This is a genomic window from Hydrogenophaga sp. T2 (assembly GCF_049843535.1).
Classification (GTDB): Bacteria; Pseudomonadota; Gammaproteobacteria; order Burkholderiales; family Burkholderiaceae_C; genus Hydrogenophaga; species Hydrogenophaga crocea.
Window position 1 is genome coordinate 112051 of the sequence record NZ_JBBHZJ010000001.1, and the last position, 20775, is coordinate 132825.

17 protein-coding genes and 2 tRNA genes are annotated in these 20775 nt (G+C 69.9%); 7 read left to right on the forward strand and 12 right to left on the reverse strand.

The annotated features are described in order from the left end of the window. The first annotated feature begins 4 nt into the window (after window positions 1-4). Entirely contained in the window at window positions 5-1516 is a 1512-nt protein-coding gene (locus WDZ95_RS00510; protein WP_425775805.1) for an NAD(P)H-hydrate dehydratase, read from the forward strand. A gap of 9 nt (window positions 1517-1525) precedes the next feature. Here the strand turns inward: WDZ95_RS00510 and WDZ95_RS00515 are convergent, their stop codons facing one another. From WDZ95_RS00515 to rnr, 3 genes are read right to left on the reverse strand one after another with little or no spacing between them, the layout of a single operon-like run. Next, a complete protein-coding gene (locus WDZ95_RS00515) occupies window positions 1526-2056 on the reverse strand; it encodes a YggT family protein (protein WP_166226851.1) in 531 nt (176 codons plus the stop codon). Between the two features lie 11 nt (window positions 2057-2067). Then, window positions 2068-2985, reverse strand: coding sequence for a gamma-glutamyl-gamma-aminobutyrate hydrolase family protein (locus WDZ95_RS00520; protein WP_166226852.1), 918 nt, complete (start codon window positions 2983-2985; stop codon window positions 2068-2070). Continuing rightward, entirely contained in the window at window positions 2982-5234 is a 2253-nt protein-coding gene (gene rnr, locus WDZ95_RS00525) for a ribonuclease R (protein WP_425776229.1), read from the reverse strand. Before rnr ends, WDZ95_RS00520 begins: the two co-directional genes overlap by 4 nt. 65 nt (window positions 5235-5299) lie before the next feature. Here rnr and WDZ95_RS00530 point away from each other — a divergent pair. Next, window positions 5300-5384, forward strand: a tRNA-Leu gene (locus WDZ95_RS00530). Between the two features lie 103 nt (window positions 5385-5487). On the opposite strand, the gene rimO is transcribed toward WDZ95_RS00530, so the two are convergent. The 5 genes from rimO to WDZ95_RS00555 all read right to left on the reverse strand — a co-directional run bounded on the left by rimO (window position 5488) and on the right by WDZ95_RS00555 (window position 10895). Beyond that, window positions 5488-6882, reverse strand: a complete 1395-nt coding sequence (rimO, locus tag WDZ95_RS00535) for a 30S ribosomal protein S12 methylthiotransferase RimO (protein WP_425775806.1) — start codon at window positions 6880-6882, stop codon at window positions 5488-5490. Between the two features lie 40 nt (window positions 6883-6922). Next, on the reverse strand, window positions 6923-7465 hold the full coding sequence (gene phaR / locus WDZ95_RS00540) for a polyhydroxyalkanoate synthesis repressor PhaR (protein ID WP_287468821.1): 543 nt from the start codon (window positions 7463-7465) through the stop codon (window positions 6923-6925). Window positions 7466-7569: 104 nt separating this feature from the next. Then, window positions 7570-7646: transfer RNA gene (locus tag WDZ95_RS00545), tRNA-Val, on the reverse strand. 43 nt (window positions 7647-7689) lie between these two features. Continuing rightward, window positions 7690-9978: a RelA/SpoT family protein gene (locus WDZ95_RS00550; protein WP_166226856.1), complete on the reverse strand. Its 2289-nt coding sequence runs from the start codon at window positions 9976-9978 to the stop codon at window positions 7690-7692. After that, complete coding sequence (locus WDZ95_RS00555) at window positions 9975-10895, reverse strand: alpha/beta fold hydrolase (RefSeq protein ID WP_425775807.1); 921 nt, start codon at window positions 10893-10895, stop codon at window positions 9975-9977. Before WDZ95_RS00555 ends, WDZ95_RS00550 begins: the two co-directional genes overlap by 4 nt. Window positions 10896-10970: 75 nt before the next feature. On the opposite strand from WDZ95_RS00555, the gene WDZ95_RS00560 reads away from it, so the two are divergent. Further along, window positions 10971-11741 (forward strand): 3-hydroxybutyrate dehydrogenase, encoded by a 771-nt coding sequence (locus WDZ95_RS00560; RefSeq protein WP_166226858.1) that lies wholly within the window; start codon window positions 10971-10973, stop codon window positions 11739-11741. Window positions 11742-11751: 10 nt separating this feature from the next. Here WDZ95_RS00560 and WDZ95_RS00565 read toward each other — a convergent pair whose 3' ends face one another. Together WDZ95_RS00565 and WDZ95_RS00570 are read right to left on the reverse strand one after the other, a co-directional pair. Then, window positions 11752-12492 (reverse strand): SIMPL domain-containing protein, encoded by a 741-nt coding sequence (locus tag WDZ95_RS00565; RefSeq protein ID WP_425775808.1) that lies wholly within the window; start codon window positions 12490-12492, stop codon window positions 11752-11754. An 8-nt stretch (window positions 12493-12500) separates the two neighbouring features. Continuing rightward, a complete protein-coding gene (locus tag WDZ95_RS00570; protein WP_166226860.1) occupies window positions 12501-12794 on the reverse strand; it encodes a hypothetical protein in 294 nt (97 codons plus the stop codon). 169 nt (window positions 12795-12963) lie between these two features. Here WDZ95_RS00570 and ompR point away from each other — a divergent pair, with 169 nt between their 5' ends. Both ompR and WDZ95_RS00580 read left to right on the forward strand, forming a co-directional pair. Next, a complete protein-coding gene (gene ompR, locus WDZ95_RS00575) occupies window positions 12964-13695 on the forward strand; it encodes a two-component system response regulator OmpR (RefSeq protein WP_166226861.1) in 732 nt (243 codons plus the stop codon). Continuing rightward, window positions 13695-15098 (forward strand): sensor histidine kinase, encoded by a 1404-nt coding sequence (locus tag WDZ95_RS00580; protein ID WP_166226862.1) that lies wholly within the window; start codon window positions 13695-13697, stop codon window positions 15096-15098. Before ompR ends, WDZ95_RS00580 begins: the two co-directional genes overlap by 1 nt. Window positions 15099-15101: 3 nt before the next feature. On the opposite strand, the gene ispF is transcribed toward WDZ95_RS00580, so the two are convergent. Beyond that, window positions 15102-15593 (reverse strand): 2-C-methyl-D-erythritol 2,4-cyclodiphosphate synthase, encoded by a 492-nt coding sequence (ispF, locus tag WDZ95_RS00585; RefSeq protein ID WP_425775809.1) that lies wholly within the window; start codon window positions 15591-15593, stop codon window positions 15102-15104. Continuing rightward, on the reverse strand, window positions 15590-16303 hold the full coding sequence (gene ispD / locus WDZ95_RS00590; RefSeq protein WP_425775810.1) for a 2-C-methyl-D-erythritol 4-phosphate cytidylyltransferase: 714 nt from the start codon (window positions 16301-16303) through the stop codon (window positions 15590-15592). Before ispD ends, ispF begins: the two co-directional genes overlap by 4 nt. An 83-nt stretch (window positions 16304-16386) precedes the next feature. Here ispD and mfd point away from each other — a divergent pair, with 83 nt between their 5' ends. Next, window positions 16387-19869 (forward strand): transcription-repair coupling factor, encoded by a 3483-nt coding sequence (gene mfd / locus WDZ95_RS00595; RefSeq protein ID WP_425776231.1) that lies wholly within the window; start codon window positions 16387-16389, stop codon window positions 19867-19869. Continuing rightward, window positions 19866-20594, forward strand: a complete 729-nt coding sequence (gene serB / locus WDZ95_RS00600) for a phosphoserine phosphatase SerB (protein ID WP_425775811.1) — start codon at window positions 19866-19868, stop codon at window positions 20592-20594. Before mfd ends, serB begins: the two co-directional genes overlap by 4 nt. Window positions 20595-20775 lie beyond the last annotated feature (181 nt).

The window sequence follows — 20775 nt, forward strand, 5'->3', positions numbered from 1 at the left end:
TCGCATGAGACGGGTCGTTCCCACGCACCTCGAAGCCCTGCACGGCGCGGCCGCCACGCGCGCCATCGAGCAGGCACTGGCCGCGCGACAGCCGCCGCACGCGCTGATGGCCCGTGCCGGCCTGGCGGTGGCCCGGCTGGCCACGGCCCTGGCGCCGCACGCGCGGCGCATCTGGATCGCCTGCGGGCCGGGCAACAACGGCGGTGACGGCCTGATCGCGGCCACGCACCTGCAGGCATGGGCGCGCACCAGCGGTTGCGAACTGGTGCTGACCCTGGACGCCGACCCGGGCCGCCAGCCGCCCGATGCGGCCTGGGCGCTCGAACAGGTGCGCGCCGCCGGCTTGCCGATCGTGAGCGACGCCCCCGCCGATGCCGACCTGGTCATCGACGCCCTGCTGGGTCTGGGCGCACGGCCGGTCGCCGACGGTCCGCTGGCGGCGCGCCTGGCCGCCGTGCGGCAGCAAACCGCCCCCGTGCTGGCGGTGGACCTGCCCACCGGCCTGAACGCCGACACCGGCGACATCCCCGAGCCTGGGCCGGTCCGTGGCCCTCGCCACACGCTGAGTCTGCTCACGCTCAAGCCGGGCCTGTTCACCGCACACGGCCGCGACCTGGCGGGCGAGGTGTGGTTCGACGACCTCGGCGCCGGCGACGCCTCGGATCAGGCCACGGCCTGGTGGGGCGGCTTCGAAGACGGCCCCGACACCCGGATCGGCGATGCGCACGCCGGACACAAGGGGCGCTACGGCGACGTGGGCGTGCTCGGCGGGCAGTTGCCGGGCGAGGCCGGGGTGGCCATGGGCGGCGCGGCCGTGCTGGCCGCCACCGCGGCCCTGCACGCCGGCGCGGGCCGCGTGCTGGTGGCGCTGGTGGGCGACGGGCCGGTGCCCGCGCTGAACGTGGTCCAGCCCGAGCTGATGTTCCGATCGCCGCTGCGTCTGCTCGACGCACTCAACGAGGAGGGCCTGACCGTGATGGCGGGCTGCGGCGGCGGCGACGCCATCCGCGCCGTGCTGCCGCGCTGCCTCCATGGCGCGCGGCGCCTGGTGCTCGACGCCGACGCGCTCAACGCGGTGGCCACCGACACGGTGCTGCAGGGCTTCGTGAACGCGCGCAGCCACCGCGGCTGGGTGACGGTGCTCACGCCCCACCCGCTCGAGGCCGCGCGCCTGCTGGGCACGACCACGGCCGCCGTGATGGCCGACCGCCTGGGCCACGCGCAGGCGCTCTCGCAGCGCCACCACGCGGTGGTGGTGCTCAAGGGCTCGGGCACGGTGGTGGCGGCGCCGGGGCAGTTGCCCTGGATCAACGCCTGCGGCAATGCGCGCCTGGCCTCGGCCGGCACGGGCGACGTGCTCGCGGGCCTGATCGGCGCCGCGCTGGCCCGCAACGACCGCGACCCGTATTCGGCCACCTGCGCAGCCGTGGCGCACCACGGCGCACTGGCCGACCACTGGCCCGCGCACCGCGCGCTCACCGCGCAGGCGCTTGCGCAGGCCGCGAGGCCTTTCTAACGCCGGGCTTCAGCCCAGCAGCATCAGGCCGATCTGCAGCAGCACGATCACCACCAGCACCGACAGGTCGACACCGCCCACCAGCGGCACCACACGCCGCACCGGCGCGACGATGGGGGCGGCAAGGCGATCGAGCAGGCCCATGGCCGGTGCGCGCGGGTTCACCCACGACAGCACCGCGTACACGAACAGCAGCAGCATCAGTGCCTGCAACAGCGTGCGCAGAAAGAAGCGCAGCGCCAGCGACACCCACGCCAGCCCAACCCATTCGCCGCCATTGGCGATCAGCAGCCAGATGGCCGCATGCAGCATGGCCAGCAGCACGGCCGCCACCACGCTCGCGCCGTCGATGCGGCCCTTGGCGATGGCTCCGGGCAGCACGCGGCGCAAGGGCTGCACCAGCCAGTCGGTCACGGCCATGGCGAAGCGCCCGGGCTGCGGCTGCATGGGGATGCGAAGGTGGTTCATCCACGCCCGCAGCAGCGCTGCTGCGATGAGCACGAAGAACACGGTGTCGAGCAGGAAGAGCAGGATGCGCATGGGCGCGGAGTTTAGGCCGAGAGCAGCAGCGGCGCGCTCGGCACGCGGGGGTCGAGTTCGAGGCCGGCGTCGAAGCGCGCCAGCGCCGCGTCGCGCGCCGCGCGCAGGAAGTCGAGCATGATGGGCGAGCTGTCGGCGAGCCGCTTGCGGTCGTGGTGGAACTCGGGGTGCCACTGCACACCCCGCGCGTAGGCCTCACCGGTGCAGCGGAAGGCCTCCACCAGGCCATCGAGCGTGGACACCGCCTCGACCTCGATGCCCTTGCCGAGCTCGGCCACCGCCTGGTGGTGGATGCTCGTGACCCGCAACTGCGTGGCCTTGGGATAGAGCTCGGCCAGCGGCGAGCCCTGGATGAAGGTCACATCGTGCTCGAACTGGTCGTAGAGCTCGACGTCGATGTGCTCGTGCGCGCTCTGGCACTGCGTGGCGATGTCCTGGTACAGCGTGCCGCCGAAGGCCACATTGAGCAGCTGCGCGCCGCGGCACACACCCAGCACCGGCTTCTTCTGCGCGAGAAAGCAGCGCAGCAGCGCGAGTTCGTAGCGGTCTCGCACCAGGTCGCCACGCCATTCGTCCTTCAGCGGCTTTTGCCCGTAGGTTTCGGGCGCCACGTCGGCGCCGCCCTGCAGCACCAGCGCGTCGAGCTCGTGCACCACCTGCTCCACCTTGAGGTGGCGCGCCGCGTGGCGGCTGTCGTGCGTGACGGCCGGCACCATGAAGGCCACCGCGCCGTGCGCCAGGACCCAGTGCGCAAGCGAGGCCTCGATGTACTGCAGGCTCTTGTTGCGAAAGCCCAGTTCGGAGGGCACCTGGTGCATCAGCCGCGCCGACACGCCGATGCGCAGAGGCCGCTCCTTGCCGGCCGCGCGCACCGCACGCGAGGCCTTCGCGGCCGGCGGGCGGGCGGGCGTCCGGGCCGCAGCGGTCATCCGCGGCGGCCCCGCTTGGACTTGGGCGCGGGCGGGCGCCCCTTGCTGTTGCCCTTCTTGCCGGCCGCCTTGCGCACCGCGGCCTTGAGCTCGGGAATGGCCGCGGCCGCGCCCGAAGCGGGCCGCTGCGCGCCCCTGCCGCCCTTGCCACCCTTGCGGGCCGGCGCTTCGTCGCGCGCCGGGCCGCCGCCGGCTTTGTCGCGCATCGCGCGCAGCACGACATCGTCGTTGCCGGTCACGAGGCGGAAGTCGATGCGGCGGCCGTCGAGGTCGACGCGGCTCACCTGCACCTGCACGCGCGAACCCAGCGCGTAGCGGATGCCGGTGCGCTCGCCGCGCAGTTCCTGGCGCGCTTCGTCGAAGCGGAAGTACTCGCCGCCGAGCTCGGTGATGTGCACCAGGCCTTCGACGTACATCGCATCGAGCGTGACGAAGATACCGAAGCTCGTGACCGCGGTGACGATGCCGCTGAACTCCTCGCCGAGGTGCTCGCGCATGTACTTGCACTTGAGCCAGGCCTCGACGTCGCGGCTGGCCTCGTCGGCACGGCGCTCGTTGGCGCTGCAGTGCAGGCCCGCGGCCTGCCAGGCCAGGGTGTCGGCCGAGGGCTTGCGCACCGGCTGCGTGGGCGGCTTCACGCGCGAGGCCAGGCGCTTGCTCAGCTTGGCGTGCGCCTCGCCCGGCGTGGGCAGGGCCGGCAGCTGGTACTTCTGCTTGTGCAGGATGGCCTTGATCACGCGGTGCACGAGCAGATCGGGGTAGCGCCGGATCGGGCTGGTGAAGTGCGTGTAGGCCTCGAAGGCCAGGCCGAAGTGCCCGCTGTTGATGGGCGTGTAGATCGCCTGCTGCATGGAGCGCAGCAGCATGGTGTGGATCTGCTGCGCGTCGGGCCGGTCTTTGGTGGCGGCAGCGATCTGCTGGAACTCGCCCGGCGCGGGATCGTCGCTGATCGTCATGCCCACGCCCAGCGCCTTGAGGTAGTTGCGCAGCAGCTCCTGCTTCTCGGGCGTGGGGCCTTCGTGCACGCGGAACAGGCCGGGATGCTTGCTTTGCGAGATGAACTCGGCCGAGCACACGTTGGCCGCGAGCATGGCTTCTTCGATCAGCTTGTGCGCGTCGTTGCGCGTGCGCGGCACGATCTTCTCGATGCGGCCCGACTCGTCGCAGACGATCTGCGTCTCGACGGTTTCGAAGTCGACCGCGCCGCGGCGGTTGCGTGCGCTCAGCAGCGCGCGGTACACGTCGTGCAGGTTGAGCAGGTAAGGCACCAGGGCCTTGCGGTTCTGCGCCTCGGGACCGCGCGTGTTCTGCAGGATCGCGGCCACCTCGGTGTAGGTGAAGCGCGCGTGGCTGAACATCACCGCCGGGTAGAACTGGTAGGCGTGGATCTCGCCCTTGGCGTCGATCAGCATGTCGCAGACCATGCACAGGCGCTCGACGCCGGGATTGAGCGAGCACAGGCCGTTCGAGAGCTTCTCGGGCAGCATGGGGATCACGCGGCGCGGGAAGTACACCGAGGTCGCGCGGTCGTAGGCGTCGACGTCGATCGGCGAGCCGGTCTGCACGTAGTGGCTCACGTCGGCGATGGCCACCAGCAGGCGCCAGCCTTTGCCCTTGCCCACTTTGGCGGGCTCGCAGTACACGGCGTCGTCGAAGTCGCGCGCGTCCTCGCCATCGATGGTCACGAGCGGCACGTCGCGCAGGTCCACGCGCTGGCGCAGGTCGGTCGGGCGCACGTGGTCGGGCAAGGCGCGGGCCTGGGCCAGCGCGGCCTGCGAGAACTCGTGCGGCACGCCGTACTTGCGCACGGCGATCTCGATCTCCATGCCCGGGTCGTCGATCTCGCCAAGCACTTCTTTCACGCGGCCCACGGGCTGGCCGTAGAGCGCGGGCGGCTCGGTGAGTTCGACCACCACGACCTGACCCGGCTTCGCGGAACCGGTGGCGCCTTTGGGGATGAGCACGTCCTGGCCATAGCGCTTGTCTTCGGGAGCCACGAGCCACACGCCGCTCTCCTGCAGCAGGCGGCCGATGATGGGCGCGTCGGAGCGCTCGAGGATTTCGGTGACGCGGCCCTCGGGCCGGCCCTTGCGGTCGAGCCGCACGATGCGCGCTTTCACACGGTCCTTGTGCAGCACCGCGCGCATCTCGTTGGACGGCAGGTAGATGTCGGGCTGTCCGTCGTCGCGGACCACGAAGCCATGTCCATCGCGATGGCCCGAGACCACCCCTTCAAACTCGGCCAACAGGTTGTTTTTTTCGTTCACGTTTTTTTGTTCGCTTTTTCTTTGCTATACTGCTGGTTTCCTGAGATGCCCAGGTGGCGGAATTGGTAGACGCACTAGTTTCAGGTACTAGCGCCGAGAGGCGTGGAGGTTCGAGTCCTCTCTTGGGCACCAATCATATAAGGCCTTGCAGTTGAAAGACTGCAAGGCTTTTTCTTTGTTCCCTCGGCATGAGGGCCCGGCAACCGCGCACCCCTGAGGCGCGCGGGCCCGGGCCTCAGACCGGCAGGGCCACGAGGTCGTGGCCATCGGTGTCGACGATGCGGGCGCGCGTGAACTCGCCCACCTTCAAGGTCTTGCTGATCTTCTCGGGCGGCAGCAGCCGCACCACGCCGTCGATCTCGGGCGCGTCCGCGTAACTGCGGCCCACACCACCCTTCTTGCCCAGCCCGGGCGCGCTGTCGACCAGCACCTGCATGTTCGCGCCCACGCGCGTGCGCAGTTTCTCGGCAGACACCTGCTCGGCCACGGCCATGAAGCGCGCGCGGCGCTCTTCGCGCAACGCATCGGGCACGGGGTCGGCCAGCGTGTTGGCCGCCGCGCCGTCCACCGGCGAATAGGCGAAGCAGCCCGCGCGGTCGATGCGGGCCTCGCGCACGAAATCGAGCAGGTGCTCGAACTCGGCCTCGGTCTCGCCGGGGAAGCCCGCAATGAAGGTGCTGCGCACCACGATCTGCGGGCACAGCTCGCGCCAGCGCGCGATGCGCTCGAGGTTCTTCTCGCCGCTGGCCGGCCGCTTCATGCGCTTGAGCACGTCGGGGTGGCTGTGCTGCAGCGGCACGTCGAGGTAGGGCAGCACCAGGCCTTCGGCCATCAGCGGCACGATCTCGTCCACGTGCGGGTAGGGATAGACATAGTGCAGCCGCACCCAGGCGCCGAAGGGCTTGGCGATTTCGCCCAGCGTGCGCACCAGATCGAACAGGCGCGTCTTGACGGGCTTGCCGTCCCAGAAGCCGGTGCGGTACTTCACGTCGACGCCATAGGCCGAGGTGTCCTGGCTCACCACCAGCAGCTCTTTCACGCCGGCCTCGAACAGCTTGCGCGCCTCGGTGAGCACGTCGCCGATGGGCCGGCTCACGAGGTCACCGCGCATCGACGGAATGATGCAGAAGGTGCAGCGGTGGTTGCAGCCCTCGCTGATCTTCAGGTAGGCGTAGTGGCGCGGCGTGAGCTTGATGCCCTGGGGCGGCACGAGGTCGGTGAAGGGGTCGTGCGGCTTGGGCAGGTGCCGGTGCACCGCCTCCATCACCTCGTGCGTGGCGTGCGGGCCGGTGACGGCGAGCACGCTCGGGTGCATCTGCCGCACCAGGTTGCCACCGCCCTCGCCCTCGCGCGCGCCCAGGCAGCCGGTGACGATCACCTTGCCGTTCTCGGCCAAGGCGTCGCCGATGGCGTCGAGGCTTTCCTTGACGGCGTCGTCGATGAAGCCGCAGGTGTTCACGATCACCAGGTCGGCGCCGGCGTACGACTTCGAGGTCGCATAGCCTTCGGCGCTGAGCTGGGTGAGGATGAGTTCGGAATCGGTCAGCGCCTTGGGGCAGCCCAGGCTGACGAAACCCACCTTGGGCGCGGCAGCGCCTGCAGGGGTCGTGGGGGCAGTGGTGTCGGACATGAGGGCCCGATTGTCTCAGACCCCGCCCGGCAGGGCGATGTCAGCGCTTGAGGCCGAGCGCCGCGAGCATCTGCTCGCTGTTCTTCTGCATCTGTTCCTGCATCTGGGCGAAGGCGCTGCGCGACTGCTCGAGGTAGGTGCCCATCATGCCCTGCATCATGGGCGACTGCAGGTTCATGAACTGCTGCCAGGCCTCGGGGCTGATGGGGCCGCCGGCCTTCTCGGTCATCTTCTGCTGCAGGTCCATGAAGATCTGGATGTTCTTCTCGAGGTACGAGCCCATGAAGCCCTGCATCGAGTGGCCGTAGAACCGGATGATGTTGGCCAGCACCTGCTCGGTGAAGATGGGGGCGCCGGCCGATTCTTCTTCGAGGATGATCTGCAGCAGGATGCTGCGCGTGAGGTCTTCGTTCGACTTGGCGTCGCGCACCACGAAGGGCTCGTTGTCCATCACCAGCGCCTTGACCTCGGCCAGCGTGATGTACGACGACGTGTCGGTGTCGTACAGCCGCCGGTTCGGATACTTCTTGATCACGCGCACGCCGTGCGCGCCGCCCTGCTCGGTCTTGGGTTTCGTAGCCATCCCGGCATTCTAGGAAGCGCACGGGCGGGCACCGGCATGGTTTTCCCTGTGCGCCGCAACAAAAAGGAAACCCCCGCAAGCCACGGGCCTGCGGGGGTTGTGTCTGGTAGGCGCGGAGGGACTCGAACCCCCGACCCCCACCATGTCAAGGTGGTGCTCTAACCAGCTGAGCTACGCGCCTTCGATCGACTCGAAGCCTCGCAGTATAGCAGCACTTGCCGGGCTCATTTGCGGCGCACCGCGCGAACGCCGCTCACGTCGCCCACCACGGCCATGGCGCGCGCCACCTGGCGCGCATCGCTGATCTCGATGGTGAAGGTCATCCAGGCCACGCCCTTGACGGACTGGGTCTGCACGCCGATCACGTTCATCTTCTCGCGCGCGAACACGTCGGAGATGTCGCGCAGCAGGCCCTGGCGGTCGGTGGCCTCGATCGCCACGTCCACCGGGTACATGGCCGACCTGCCGTCGCGCGCCGCGCCGGCGTCGCCGTTCCAGTCGACCTCGATCACGCGGTCCGGGCTCTTGCGTTCGAGGTGGGCGAAGTCGGTGCAGTCCGCGCGGTGGATGCTCACCCCCTTGCCACGCGTGACGAAGCCGCGGATCTCGTCGGGCGGCGCGGGCTTGCAGCAGCGCGCGAGCTGGGTCATGAGCGAGCCCACGCCCACCACCAGCACGTCGCCGGCCGAGCCGTCGTGGCCACGCTTGGGCTTGCGCACCCAGTTGGCCGGCTCCTCGGACGCGACCTCGGGTTCGGGCGGGCGCAGGTGGGTCTCGATGGCGCGCAGCGAGAGCTCGTCCTTGCCGACCAGCTCGAACATTTCGTCGGCGTCCTTGAGCCCGAGCTCGATCGCAAGTTCGTCGAACTTCAGCGCCGTGCGGCCCTCGCGCTGCAGCAGCTTTTCGACCGCTTCGCGGCCACGCGCGATGGTTTCGGCCAGCGCCTGTGCGTTGAACCACGCGCGCACCTTGCTCTTGGCGCGGTGGCTCACCAGGTAACCGAGCTCGGCGTTGAGCCAGTCGCGCGAGGGGCCGCCCTCCTTGGCCGCGGTGATCTCCACCGTCTGGCCGTTTTGCAGCGGCGTGTTCAGCGTCACCATGGCGCCGTCGACCTTGGCGCCGCGGCAGCGGTGGCCCAGGTCGGTGTGCACGGTGTAGGCGAAGTCGACCGCGGTGGCGCCGCGCGGCAACTCGACGATCGCCGCGTTCGGCGTGAGCACGTAAATGCGGTCGTCAAACAGGCCCTGGGCCGTGCCGCTGAGGTCGCGCTCCCAGGCGAGCAGTTGCCGCAGCACGGCGATCTTGGCGTCGTACTCCGAATTCGCCGTCACGCCCGAGTAGCCCTTGGCGCCTGCCTCTTTGTAGGCCCAGTGCGCGGCCACGCCGTGCTCGGCGTGGTCGTGCATGGCCTGGGTGCGGATCTGGATCTCGAAGGCGCGGCCCTGCGCGTCGCGCACCACGGTGTGCAGCGACTGGTAGCCGTTGGGCTTGGGCTTGGCGATGTAGTCGTCGAACTCCTCGGGCACCGGCGAGAACTGCGCGTGCACGTAGGCCAGCGCGGCGTAGCAGTCGGCGGTTTCGGGCACCACCACGCGCAGCGCGCGGATGTCGAACACCTGCTCGAAATCGAGCGACTTGCCACGCATCTTCTTCACGATGCTGTAGATGTGCTTGGGCCGGCCCTGCACCACGGCATTGACACCCTGGCTGCACAAGGCCGTCTGCAATTGCTCGCGCAACTGCTCCACGTGGGCCTCGCGCTCGGCGCGCTTTTCGTCGAGCAGGCGCGCCACCTCTTTGTAGGTCTGCGGCTCGAGGAAGCGGAAGGCCAGGTCTTCCATCTCCCACTTGATCTGCCAGATCCCCAGCCGATTGGCCAGCGGCGCGAACACGTGCAGCGACTCGCGGGCCAGGGCCTCGCCCGGGTCGCCCTTGATGGCCGCGAAGTAGCGCAGCGTCTGCAGGCGCGATGCAAGCCGCAGCATGACCACGCGCAGGTCGCGCGAAAACGCCAGCAGCATCTTGCGCACGTTCTCGGTCTGGCTGGCCGCGAGTTCGGACACCGGCGCCTTCGACAGGCTGGGCACGGGCTGCCCCAGGTCCTGCGTGGCCTGCCGCTCTTCGAGCTTGCGTGCCTGGGCCTCGGCCGCGATGTTGCGGGCCTGGCGCTGCAGTTGCACCAGCTTGGTGGTTTCCAGGGCCAGCGCCGCGTGCTGCTCGCCGAAGGCCTTGGTGATCACCTCTTGCGGCCGGTTCAGGTGCTGGCAGGCGTACACCAGGTAGGCCGCGGCCTGCATGGCCTCGGAGCCGCCGATGTCGGCCAGGATCTGCGCCACGGCATTCGCGTGCGCCAGGGTGTTCTCGCCGGTGTCGAGCTCTTCGCTTTCGAGCAGGGGCTCGGCGAAGGCGCGGGCGCGTGCGAGCGCATGGGCCTGGTTGGGCAGGCCGGCGGCGGTCGCGGTCACGATGGCCGCGGACGGCGGCGCATCGCCAGGGGCAGGCAGGCGTTTCATGGGGCCCAGAGAAAGTCGCGCACGGCCGCCACCTGATCGGGCGCCACGAGCGTGGGCGCGTGGCCCACGCCGGCAAAGCCGACGCAGCGGGCCCGCGGCCCGCGCGTGGCCATGGCCTGTGCGGTGGCGGGGCTCAACAGGTCGGAGTCCTCCCCGCGCAGCAACAGCGTGGGGCAGGTGATCGCGTCGTAGAGGTTCCAGAGCAGGGCCTCGCCCTCGCGCGCCATCTGCTGCAGCGCGGCCGGGTCGGGGTTCGCGGTGAGTGCCTTGAAGGGCACGGCGATGGCCGGGTCGTAGTGCAGCCGCCAGCGGCCGTCGCGCTGCCGCAGCATGGGCCGGTTCAGGTGCAGCCATTGCTCGGGCGTGTGCGGGCCGAAGCCGGTGGAGATGCGCGCCAGGTAGTCGATGGCCTGCTGCTCGCTGTCGAAAGAGGGATCGAGCCCAAGGTAGGTACCGATGCGCTGCAGCGCTTCGCTCTGCACCACGGGGCCCACGTCGTTGAGCACCAGGCGCGCGGGCGCGAGCGCCGGCTGCGCGGCCAGGCCCATGCCGATGAGCCCGCCCATGCTCGTGCCCACCCAGTCGATGCGCGCCTGCGGGTCGGCGGCACGCAGCCGAGTGAGCAGCACCGCGAGGTCGGCCACGTAGGTGGGCACCTGGTAGGCCATGGGATCGGCCAGCCAGTCACTCTCGCCGCGGCCCGCCACGTCGACGGCGATCACGCGGCAGCGCGGCTGCAGCGCACGCGCCAGTTCGTCGAAGTCGCGCCCCTGGCGCGACAGGCCGTGCACGCAGACCACCGCATGGTGGCTGGCGGGATCGTCGCTTGCCCAGTCCCAGTACGCGAGACGGCGCGGCGCCCCGCCTCGCGCAGCCGCACCATCCACGACGATGTGCTGGAGGATGGGTTCGTTCATGGCGCTTCGGGTGTTGTGCGGTCCACCATAATCGGCGGCCGTGTTCGACCAATCGTAATGGAACTGGAGAGACCCATGCTTGCAGGAAAGACCGCCCTCGTGACCGGATCCACCAGCGGGATCGGCCTGGGCATCGCGAAGGCGCTCGCGCGCCAGGGCGCCCACATCGTGCTCAATGGTTTCGGCGACCACGAGGGCCCGCGCAAGGAAGTGGAAGCCCTGGGCGTGAAGGTCGGCTACCACGGCGCGGACATGAGCAAGCCCGCCGAGATCGAGGCCATGATGGCCTACGCGGCCCAGACCTTCGGGCGCGTGGACATTCTGGTGAACAACGCGGGCATCCAGCACGTGGCGCGGGTCGAAGACTTTCCGGTCGAGCGCTGGGACGCGATCATGGCGATCAACCTCAGCAGTGCCTTCCACACCAGCCGCCTCGCCCTGCCTGCCATGCGGGCGGCCAACTGGGGCCGCATCATCAACGTGGCCTCGGTGCACGGACTGGTGGGTTCGGCCGAAAAATCGGCCTACGTGGCGGCCAAGCACGGCATCGTCGGCCTGACCAAGGTGACTGCGCTCGAAACCGCTACCACCGGCGTGACCTGCAACGCGATCTGCCCGGGCTGGGTGCTGACCCCGCTGGTGCAGAAACAGGTCGATGCCAAGGCCGCGGCGCTGGGCCTGTCGAACGACGAAGCCACCCGGCGGCTGCTGGGCGAAAAAGAGCCCTCCATGCAGTTCACCACGCCCGAAGAACTCGGCGAGCTCGCGGTGTTTTTCTGCTCGCCCGCCGGCAACAACGTGCGCGGCGTGGCCTGGAACATGGACGGCGGCTGGGCCGCCCAGTGAGCACGCGCGCTCAGCGCAGCTGAACCGAGCCCGACACCGTGACGCTCACGGTGGCGGTGCCGGCCGCGGTCGGCACCGGCATGTCGGCCGCAGCGGCCTTGGCCTCCATGGCCATCATGCGCGGCACCGGGCGCTCGGGCATGTCGGCCGAACTCACCGACACCTCGCGCAGCGTGTAGCCCGAGAAGCCGAAGCCCTTGGCGACCTCGGCGGCGCGGGCGCGGAAGCGCTCGATCGCCTGGGCCTGCACCTGCGACTCGAGCGCCAGGCGCGCGTCGCGCGAGAGCGAAAAGCCCATGTTCGACACGCTCATGGTCTGGATGCGGCCGGCAACCTCGCTCACGCGCGCGACGTCGCGCCCCTCGAGCACCAGCTCCGCCTGGCCCTGCCAGCCGCTGATGCGGCCGTTGCTGCCATAACGCGGGTACAGGCGCAGGTTGCCGGTACGCACCTCGAGTTGCTGGGGCCGGGCCTGCGCCTGGGCCGTGGCCAGCGCGGCGTCCACGGCCTGCTTGAGCTGGTTCTGCACCGTCGCGGCGTCGGCGCCTTCTTTCGTGGTGCTGAGCATCACCGTCAGCCAATCCTGCGGCACTTCGAGGTGACCGCTGGCCGACAGGCTCACCACGTTGGCGGGCACCTCGGGCTGGGCGGCCTGGGCCAGGGCGGGCGCGCCGAAGGCCATGAGGAGAGCGGCGGAGGCACAGGCGCGCCGCCACGCGGCCGACGTGCGGCGGTTGGGAGAAAAGGTCATGGGTGCGATCAGGGTTTGCGGCTGGACTCGAACACTGGCTGGCCCCGCAGCTGCTCGCGAAGGCGCTGGCGCTCCTCCACCGACAGCCGGAAGGGCTTGCCGCCCTCGTCCATGTCGTCAAACGGCTGGCGCAGGGCATCGCGCAGGCGCATGGGCGCGCGGGCCTCGCCGCCGTCGATCGAGATGGGCATCACCGCTGGCGCCTCCTGACCGGGCTCGCGCAGATCGCGCGTGCGCTCCGGATTTGCGAGCGAGACACCCGCGGTCAGCATGGCTAGGGTTCCCATCCAGATGGACTTCATGGTGCGTCGAGTATGGCCAGGCCGACCATTGTGCGAGTGACCCGCACGTCAATCCGCTGAGAGGACGGGCAACTTGTGTAACAAGCCGTCAGAAAAACAAAAATCAAGCATTGACAAGGACTTGCAGCTGCCAGAATCGCGTTTGTTACATTTACGGGAAGTTGCTCCTATGCCACAAAACCACGCCCGCCCCAACAAGATCCTGGTCGTCGACGACGACGTGCGCATCCGCGACCTGCTGCGCCGCTACCTCATGCAGGAAGGCTTCGAGGTCATGCTGGCCGAGGATGGCAAGGCCCTGAACCGGGTGTTGCAGCGCGAGGCGGTCGACCTCATCGTGCTCGACCTGATGATGCCTGGCGAAGACGGCCTGTCGATCTGCCGCCGGCTGCGCGCCAACGGCGACCGCACGCCCATCATCATGCTGACCGCCAAGAGCGAAGACGTGGACCGCATCGTCGGCCTCGAGGTCGGCGCCGACGACTACCTGGGCAAACCCTTCAACCCGCGCGAACTGCTGGCCCGCATTCACGCGGTGCTGCGCCGCCGCCCGCCCGCCGAGGTGCCGGGCGCGCCCTCGCAGGACGCCGAGGTGGTCAAGTTCGGCCCCTACGAGTTCGACCTCAGCCTGCGCACCCTGCGCAAGGACGGCCAGGACCTGCCGCTGACCACGGGCGAGTTCGCCATGCTCAAGGCCCTGGTGCGCCACCCGCGCCAGCCGCTGTCGCGCGAAAAGCTTGCGCAGCTCGCCCGCGGCCGCGAGTTCGAGCCCTTCGACCGCAGCCTCGACGTGCAGGTCTCGCGCCTGCGCAAGCTCATCGAGGAAGACGCCTCGTCCCCGCGCTACCTGCAGACCGTGTGGGGCGTGGGCTATGTGTTCGTGCCCGACGGCAACTCCTGATGGACAGCGAATCACGCGTTTCCTTCGAGACCGAGCCCACCACGCTGGAGACCGCCCCCGCCCCGCTGGAGGTGCGGCCCACGCGTGGCGTGAGCCTGTTCTGGCGCACCTTCTTCTTTCTCACGCTGCTGCTCACCGGCTGCATCATCGCGTGGCTGCAGACCTTCCGGGCGCTCGAGTACGAACCGCGCGCGCTGCAAAGTGCCCAGCAGCTGGCCTCGCTGGTGAACCTGAGCCGCGCGGCGCTGGTGCACTCGGACGCGATCGCGCGCGTGTCGCTGATCAAGACCCTGGCGGCCGAAGAGGGCCTGCGCATCGCGCCGCGCGAGCCCAACGACACCTACAAGCTCTACGACGTGGACGCGCTCAGCCGCAACGTTGCGGCCCAGCTGGAGACACGGCTCGGCCGCGACACCGTGGTGGCGCGCGAGGTGAACGGCCAGCCGGGCCTGTGGATCGGCTTCGGCATTGACGGCGACCAGTACTGGCTGCTCACCGACCCCTCGCGCATCGGGCCCGTGGCGGGCACCACCTGGCTGATCTGGCTGGGCACGGCCGCCCTGCTCTCGCTCACCGGCGCGGCGCTGATCGCGCGGCTCATCAACCGCCCGCTCAAGAAGCTCTCGTTCGCGGCCAGCCGCGTGCGCGAGGGCGACTTCAACGCCAGCCAGCTCAACGAAGCCGTGGCCACGAGCGAGATCCGCGAGGTCAACATCGGCTTCAACCGCATGGCGCAGCGCCTGTCCAAGATCGAGCAGGACCGCGCGCTCATGCTCGCGGGCATCTCGCACGACCTGCGCACCCCGCTCGCCCGGTTGCGGCTCGAAACCGAAATGAGCGTGAGCGATCCACAGGCGCGCGAACACATGTCGGCCGACATCGAGCAGGTCAACGCCATCATCGACAAGTTCCTCGACTACGCGCGCCCCGACCACCTCAAGGCCACCGAGGTCAGCCTGAACCAGACGCTGGAGGCCGCGGTGTTCGCCCTCGGCGACGACCCCAACACCGTGGTGAAGATGCGCCTGGAGCCCGACACCCGCGTGATGGGCGATGCCGTGGAGCTGCAGCGCGTGTTCAGCAACCTGCTCGAAAACGCGGTGCGCTACGGCCGCAACCCCGACACCGGCGTGGTGCACATCGACATCGCGTGCAAGACCAAGGACGACGCGGTGCTGGTGAAGCTGCGCGACCACGGCCGGGGCGTCAAGCCCGAGCTGCTCGAACAGCTCACCCAGCCCTTCTTCCGCGGTGACGCGGCGCGATCCGACGCCACCGGCACCGGCCTTGGCCTGGCCATCGTGGAGCGCGCGATCGCGCGCATGGGCGGGCGCTTCGCGCTGGCCAACAGCAGCACGGGCGGGCTGGCGGCGCACATCAAGCTGCGCCGCGCGGGGCACTGAAGCTCAGCGGCGCACGAGCAGCGCGACCGCGCGCGCTTCGATCGCCTCGCCCTGCCCCACGGGGCCCATCTTCTCGGCCGTCTTGGCCTTCACGTTGACCTGGCCGGGCTCGAGCGCAAGCAGCGCCGCGATGCGCTCGACCATGGCCGGGATGTGCGGCGCGAGCTTGGGCGCCTGCGCGATCACGGTGCTGTCGATGTTGACGATGGCGTAGCCCGCCTCGCCCACGCGGCGCGCGGCCTCGGCCAGCAGCACGCCCGAGTCGGCGCCCTTGAAGCGCGCGTCGGTGTCGGGAAAGTGGCGGCCGATGTCGCCCAGCGCGGCCGCGCCCAGCAGCGCATCGGTGATCGCGTGCAGCAGCGCGTCGGCGTCGGAATGGCCGAGCAGGCCATGGGTGTGCGGCACCGTGATGCCGCCGAGCACCAGCGGACGCCCGGTGACCAGGCGGTGGATGTCCCAGCCTTCGCCGATGCGCAGCGTGGCGAGCGGTGTCATGAGCGGCTCCTCAGAATGGCCTCGGCCAGGGTGAAATCGTGCGGGTAGGTGACCTTGAAGTTGCTGGCCCGGCCCTCCACCAGCCGCGGCTGGCGGCCGCTGCGTTCGATCGCGCTGGCTTCGTCGGTGATGCCCGAGAAGCCGCTGGCGCGCACGGCGGCCAGCGCGGCGTGCAGCTCGCCCAGGCGAAACATCTGCGGCGTCTGCGCGAGCCACTTGTGCTCGCGCGCAATGGTCTGCTGCACCCGGCCGCCGGCCTCGGCCTTGAGCGTGTCGGGCAGCGGCAGGGCGAGCAGGCCGCCCACCGCATCGCCGCGGCAGGCCGCGATAAGCGCGCCCACTTCCTCGGGCGTGACCAGGCAGCGCGCGGCGTCGTGCACCAGCACCCAGTCGGTGTCGGGCACGCCCGCGGCGCGCAGCGCTTCGAGGCCGTTGAACACGCTTTCGGCGCGCGTGGCGCCGCCGCAGCGCAGCGCGTCCACGCCGGGCACATCGGTCCAGTGCGCGTCGTCGGGGGCCAGCACCACGAGCACACGCTGCAGGCCGGGCACCGCGCGCAGCGCGGCCAGGGTGTGCTGCACCAGCGGGCGGCCCAGCAGCGGCTGGTATTGCTTGGGCAGGGCGGTGCCGGCGCGCGAACCGCTGCCCGCGGTGGGCAGCAGTGCATGGCACAGGGCGGTGTCGGGGCTTGCGGGCGTGTCGGGGCTCATGGGCGGGCGCCATTCTAGAATTCGAGCACACCCCCGGCTTCGAGCGTCCGGGGGTGTTTGCCATTGGTGCCCCTCTGATGCCCATCCCCCTGCCCTCCCTGAGCCCCGGCAAACGCCACGCCATGCCCCTGCCCGTGGGCTCGGCCGACGCCCTGTGGCTGGCCCACCTCGCCGAGCGTGAGCGTGCGCAAGGCCGCCTCACGGCCATCGTCACCGCCGACGCCAACGACGCCCAGCGCCTGATCGACGAACTCGCCTTCTTCGCGCCCGAGCTGCGCGTGACGCTGTTCCCCGACTGGGAAACCCTGCCCTACGACACCTTCTCGCCGCACCAGGACCTGATCAGCGAGCGCCTGGCCACGCTCTGGCGGATCTCGCAACGCGAGCACGACGGCGGCGCCGACGTGGTGCTGGTGCCCGCCACCACCGCGCTCTACCGGCTCGCGCCGCCGTCCTTCCTGGCCGGCTACACCTTCCACTTCAAGGTCAAGCAAAAGCTCGACGAAGCGCGCCTGAAGAGCCAGCTCACGCTCGCGGGCTACCACCACGTGACGCAGGTGGTGAGCCCGGGCGAGTACGCGGTGCGCGGCGGCCTGATCGACCTGTTCCCCATGGGCAGCCTGGTGCCCTACCGCGTCGACCTGTTCGACGACGAGATCGACAGCATCCGCACCTTCGACCCAGACAGCCAGCGCAGCCTCTACCCGGTCAACGAGGTGCGCCTGCTGCCGGGCCGCGAATTCCCCATGGACGACGCGGCGCGCGCCAAATTCCGCAACCGCTGGCGCGAGCTGCTCGACGGCGATCCGACCAAGAGCCGCATCTACAAGGACATGGGCAACGGCGTGGCCACCGCCGGCATCGAGTACTACCTGCCGCTGTTCTTCGACGACACGGCCACGGTGTTCGACTACCTCGGCGAAAGCGCGACCCTGGTGCTGCACGGCGAACTCGAGCCCGCGTTCCAGCGCTTCTGGCAGGACACGCGCGAGCGCCACCGCCTGCTGCACGGCGACCCGGACCGGCCCATCCTGCCGCCCGAATCGCTGTTCCTCAACGCCGAGCAGTTCTTCACCGCGGCCAAGGCCCACGCGCAGGTGGCGCTGCGCCCGGGCAGCGCCGACGTGGGCGACAACGCCTTCGCGCAGAAGCTGCCCGAGCTCGCCGTGGTGCGCGGCGCCGACGACCCGCTCGCGCGCTTGCAGGCCCACCTGCGCGGCAGCAGCGACCGCATGCTGATCCTGGCCGAGAGCGACGGCCGCCGCGAAAGCCTGCTCGACTTCCTGCGCGCCAGCGGCCTGAACCCGCCGGCCTTCGACAGCCTGGCCGAGTTCGAGGCCAGCGACGAAAAGACCGGCATCGCCACCGCCGCGCTCGCCAACGGCTTCGCCTGGATCGGCGGCGGCATCCACTTCATCACCGAGACCGAGCTCTTCGCCACCGGCCCCACCACGCGCCGGCGCAAGAAGCAGGAGCAGGTGAGCGATGTGGACGCGCTCATCAAGGACCTGTCCGAGCTCAACGTGGGCGACCCGGTGGTGCACGCGGCGCACGGCATCGGCCGCTACCGCGGTCTGGTCAACCTCGACATGGGCGAGAAGAACCCCGACGGCTCGCCCGCGTTGCAGGAGTTCCTGCACCTCGAGTACGCCGACAAGGCCGTGCTTTATGTGCCGGTGAGCCAGCTCGGCCTGATCGGGCGCTACACCGGCGTGAGCGCCGACGAGGCGCCGCTGCACAAGCTGGGCAGCGGCCAGTGGGAGAAGGCCAAGCGCAAGGCCGCCGAGCAGGTGCGCGATGCCGCGGCCGAGCTGCTCAACATCTACGCGCGCCGTGCCGCGCGCCAGGGCCACCCCTTCCGCTACTCGCCGCAGGACTACGAGACCTTCGCCAACGATTTCGGCTTCGACGAAACCCCCGACCAGCGCGCCGCGATCCACGCCGTCATCCAGGACATGATCAGCCCGCGCCCCATGGACCGCCTGGTCTGCGGCGACGTGGGCTTCGGCAAGACCGAGGTCGCACTGCGCGCGGCCTTCGTGGCCGTGACCGGCGGCAAGCAGGTGGCCTTTCTCGCGCCCACCACGCTGCTGGCCGAGCAGCACTACCAGACCCTGGTGGACCGCTTCGGCAAGTGGCCGGTGAAGATCGCCGAGATGAGCCGCTTCCGCTCGCAGAAAGAGATCACCGCGGCCATGAAGGGCATTGCCGACGGCTCGGTCGACATCGTGGTGGGCACGCACAAGCTGCTGTCGGAGAAGGCGCAGTTCAAGAACCTGGGCCTGCTCATCATCGACGAAGAACACCGCTTCGGCGTGCGCCACAAGGAGGCCATGAAGCAGTTGCGCGCCGAGGTCGACGTGCTCACGCTCACGGCCACGCCCATTCCGCGCACGCTGGGCATGGCGCTCGAAGGCCTGCGCGACCTGAGCGTGATCGCCACCGCGCCGCAGCGCCGCCTGGCCATCAAGACCTTCGTGCGCAACGAGGGCAATGGCGTGATCCGCGAGGCCGTGCTGCGCGAGTTGAAGCGCGGCGGCCAGGTGTACTTCCTGCACAACGAGGTCGAGACCATCGAGAACCGCAAGGCGCGGCTCGAAGAGATCCTGCCCGAGGCGCGCATCGCCATCGCCCACGGCCAGATGCCCGAGCGCGAGCTCGAGCACGTGATGCGCGACTTCGTGGCCCAGCGCTTCAACGTGCTGCTGTGCTCGACCATCATCGAGACCGGCATCGACGTGCCCACGGCCAACACCATCGTGATGAGCCGCGCCGACAAGTTCGGCCTGGCGCAGTTGCACCAGCTGCGCGGCCGCGTGGGCCGCAGCCACCACCAGGCCTACGCCTACCTGCTGGTGCCCGACATGGACAGCCTCACCAAGCAGGCCGCGCAGCGGCTCGACGCCATCCAGCAGATGGAAGAACTGGGCAGCGGCTTCTACCTCGCCATGCACGACCTGGAGATCCGCGGCGCGGGCGAGGTGCTGGGCGAGAACCAGAGCGGCAACATGCTCGAGGTGGGCTTCCAGCTCTACAACGAGATGCTGTCCGAGGCGGTGAAGGCGCTCAAGGCCGGCCGCGAGCCCGACCTGCTCGCGCCGCTGTCGGTCACCACCGACATCAACCTGCACGCGCCCGCGCTGCTGCCCAACGACTACTGCGGCGACGTGCACCTGCGCCTGTCGTTCTACAAAAAGCTCGCCACCGCCAAGACCGCCGACCAGGTCGATGCCCTGCTTGAAGAAATCGTGGACCGCTTCGGCAAGCTGCCGCCGCAGGCGCAGACGCTGATCGACGTGCACCGCCTGCGCGTGCTCAGCACGCCCTACGGCGTGGTGAAGGTCGACGCCGCGCCCGGCGTCACCCACATCACCTTCAAACCCAACCCGCCGATCGAGCCCATGCGCATCATCGAGCTGATCCAGAAGCACCGCCACATCAAGCTCGCGGGCAACGAAAAACTGCGCATCGAACGCGCCCTGCCCGAGGTGAAAGACCGCGTGCAACTGGTGCGCGACGTGCTGCGCGCGCTCGGCCAACCCATCGCCCCGAAACAAGCCGCATGACCACCCCAGCCACCGCCATCGCCCCCGGCCTCACCGTGCGCGGCTTCACGCCGCCGCTGCGCCTGAGCGATTTCAAGCTCATCGCCTTCGACATGGATTCCACGCTGATCAACATCGAGTGCGTGGACGAGATCGCCGACGCCGTCGGCCGCAAGGCCGAGGTGGCCGCGATCACCGAGGCCGCGATGCGCGGCGAGATCACCGACTTCAAGGACAGCCTGCGCCGCCGCGTGGCCCTGCTCAAGGGCGTGACCATGGCCGACATGGAGCGGGTGTATGTGGAGCGCCTGCGCCTCAACCCCGGCGCGGCCGAACTCGTGCGCGCCTGCAAGGCCGTGGGCATGAAGGTGCTGCTGGTCTCGGGCGGCTTCACCTTCTTCGCGCACCGCGTGCGCGACACCCTGGGCATCGATTTCGTGCGCGCCAACATCCTCGAGGTCGCCAGCGGCCCGAACTGCGGCGAGCTCACCGGGCGGCTGGTCGAACAGGCCTGGGGCGACATCTGCGACGGCGCCGAGAAGCGCCGCACCCTGCTCGACGTGGCCTCGCTGCTGGACATCGCGCCGCACGAATGCATCGCCATGGGCGACGGCGCCAACGACCTGCCCATGATGGGCGCGGCCGGCCTCTCGGTGGCCTACCACGCCAAGCCCAAGGTGCGCGAGCAGGCCATGGTGTCGATCGAGAGCGGCGGGCTCGACCGCCTGCTTGAGCTGATGCGCTGAGCCAGGGCATCGCGCACCAAGATCACGCCCGCGGCCCCGGCGCGCGGGCGGCCCGTGCCACCGGACGGTGCACCGCGGGCCGCTGCGGGGGCGCCCGGCCCCCGCCGGCCGGCCTTTCGGGCCTGGCACACAACCTGCTCTGTCATCCGCGCATGGAGAGCGGTCTGCAACCGGTGGTCGC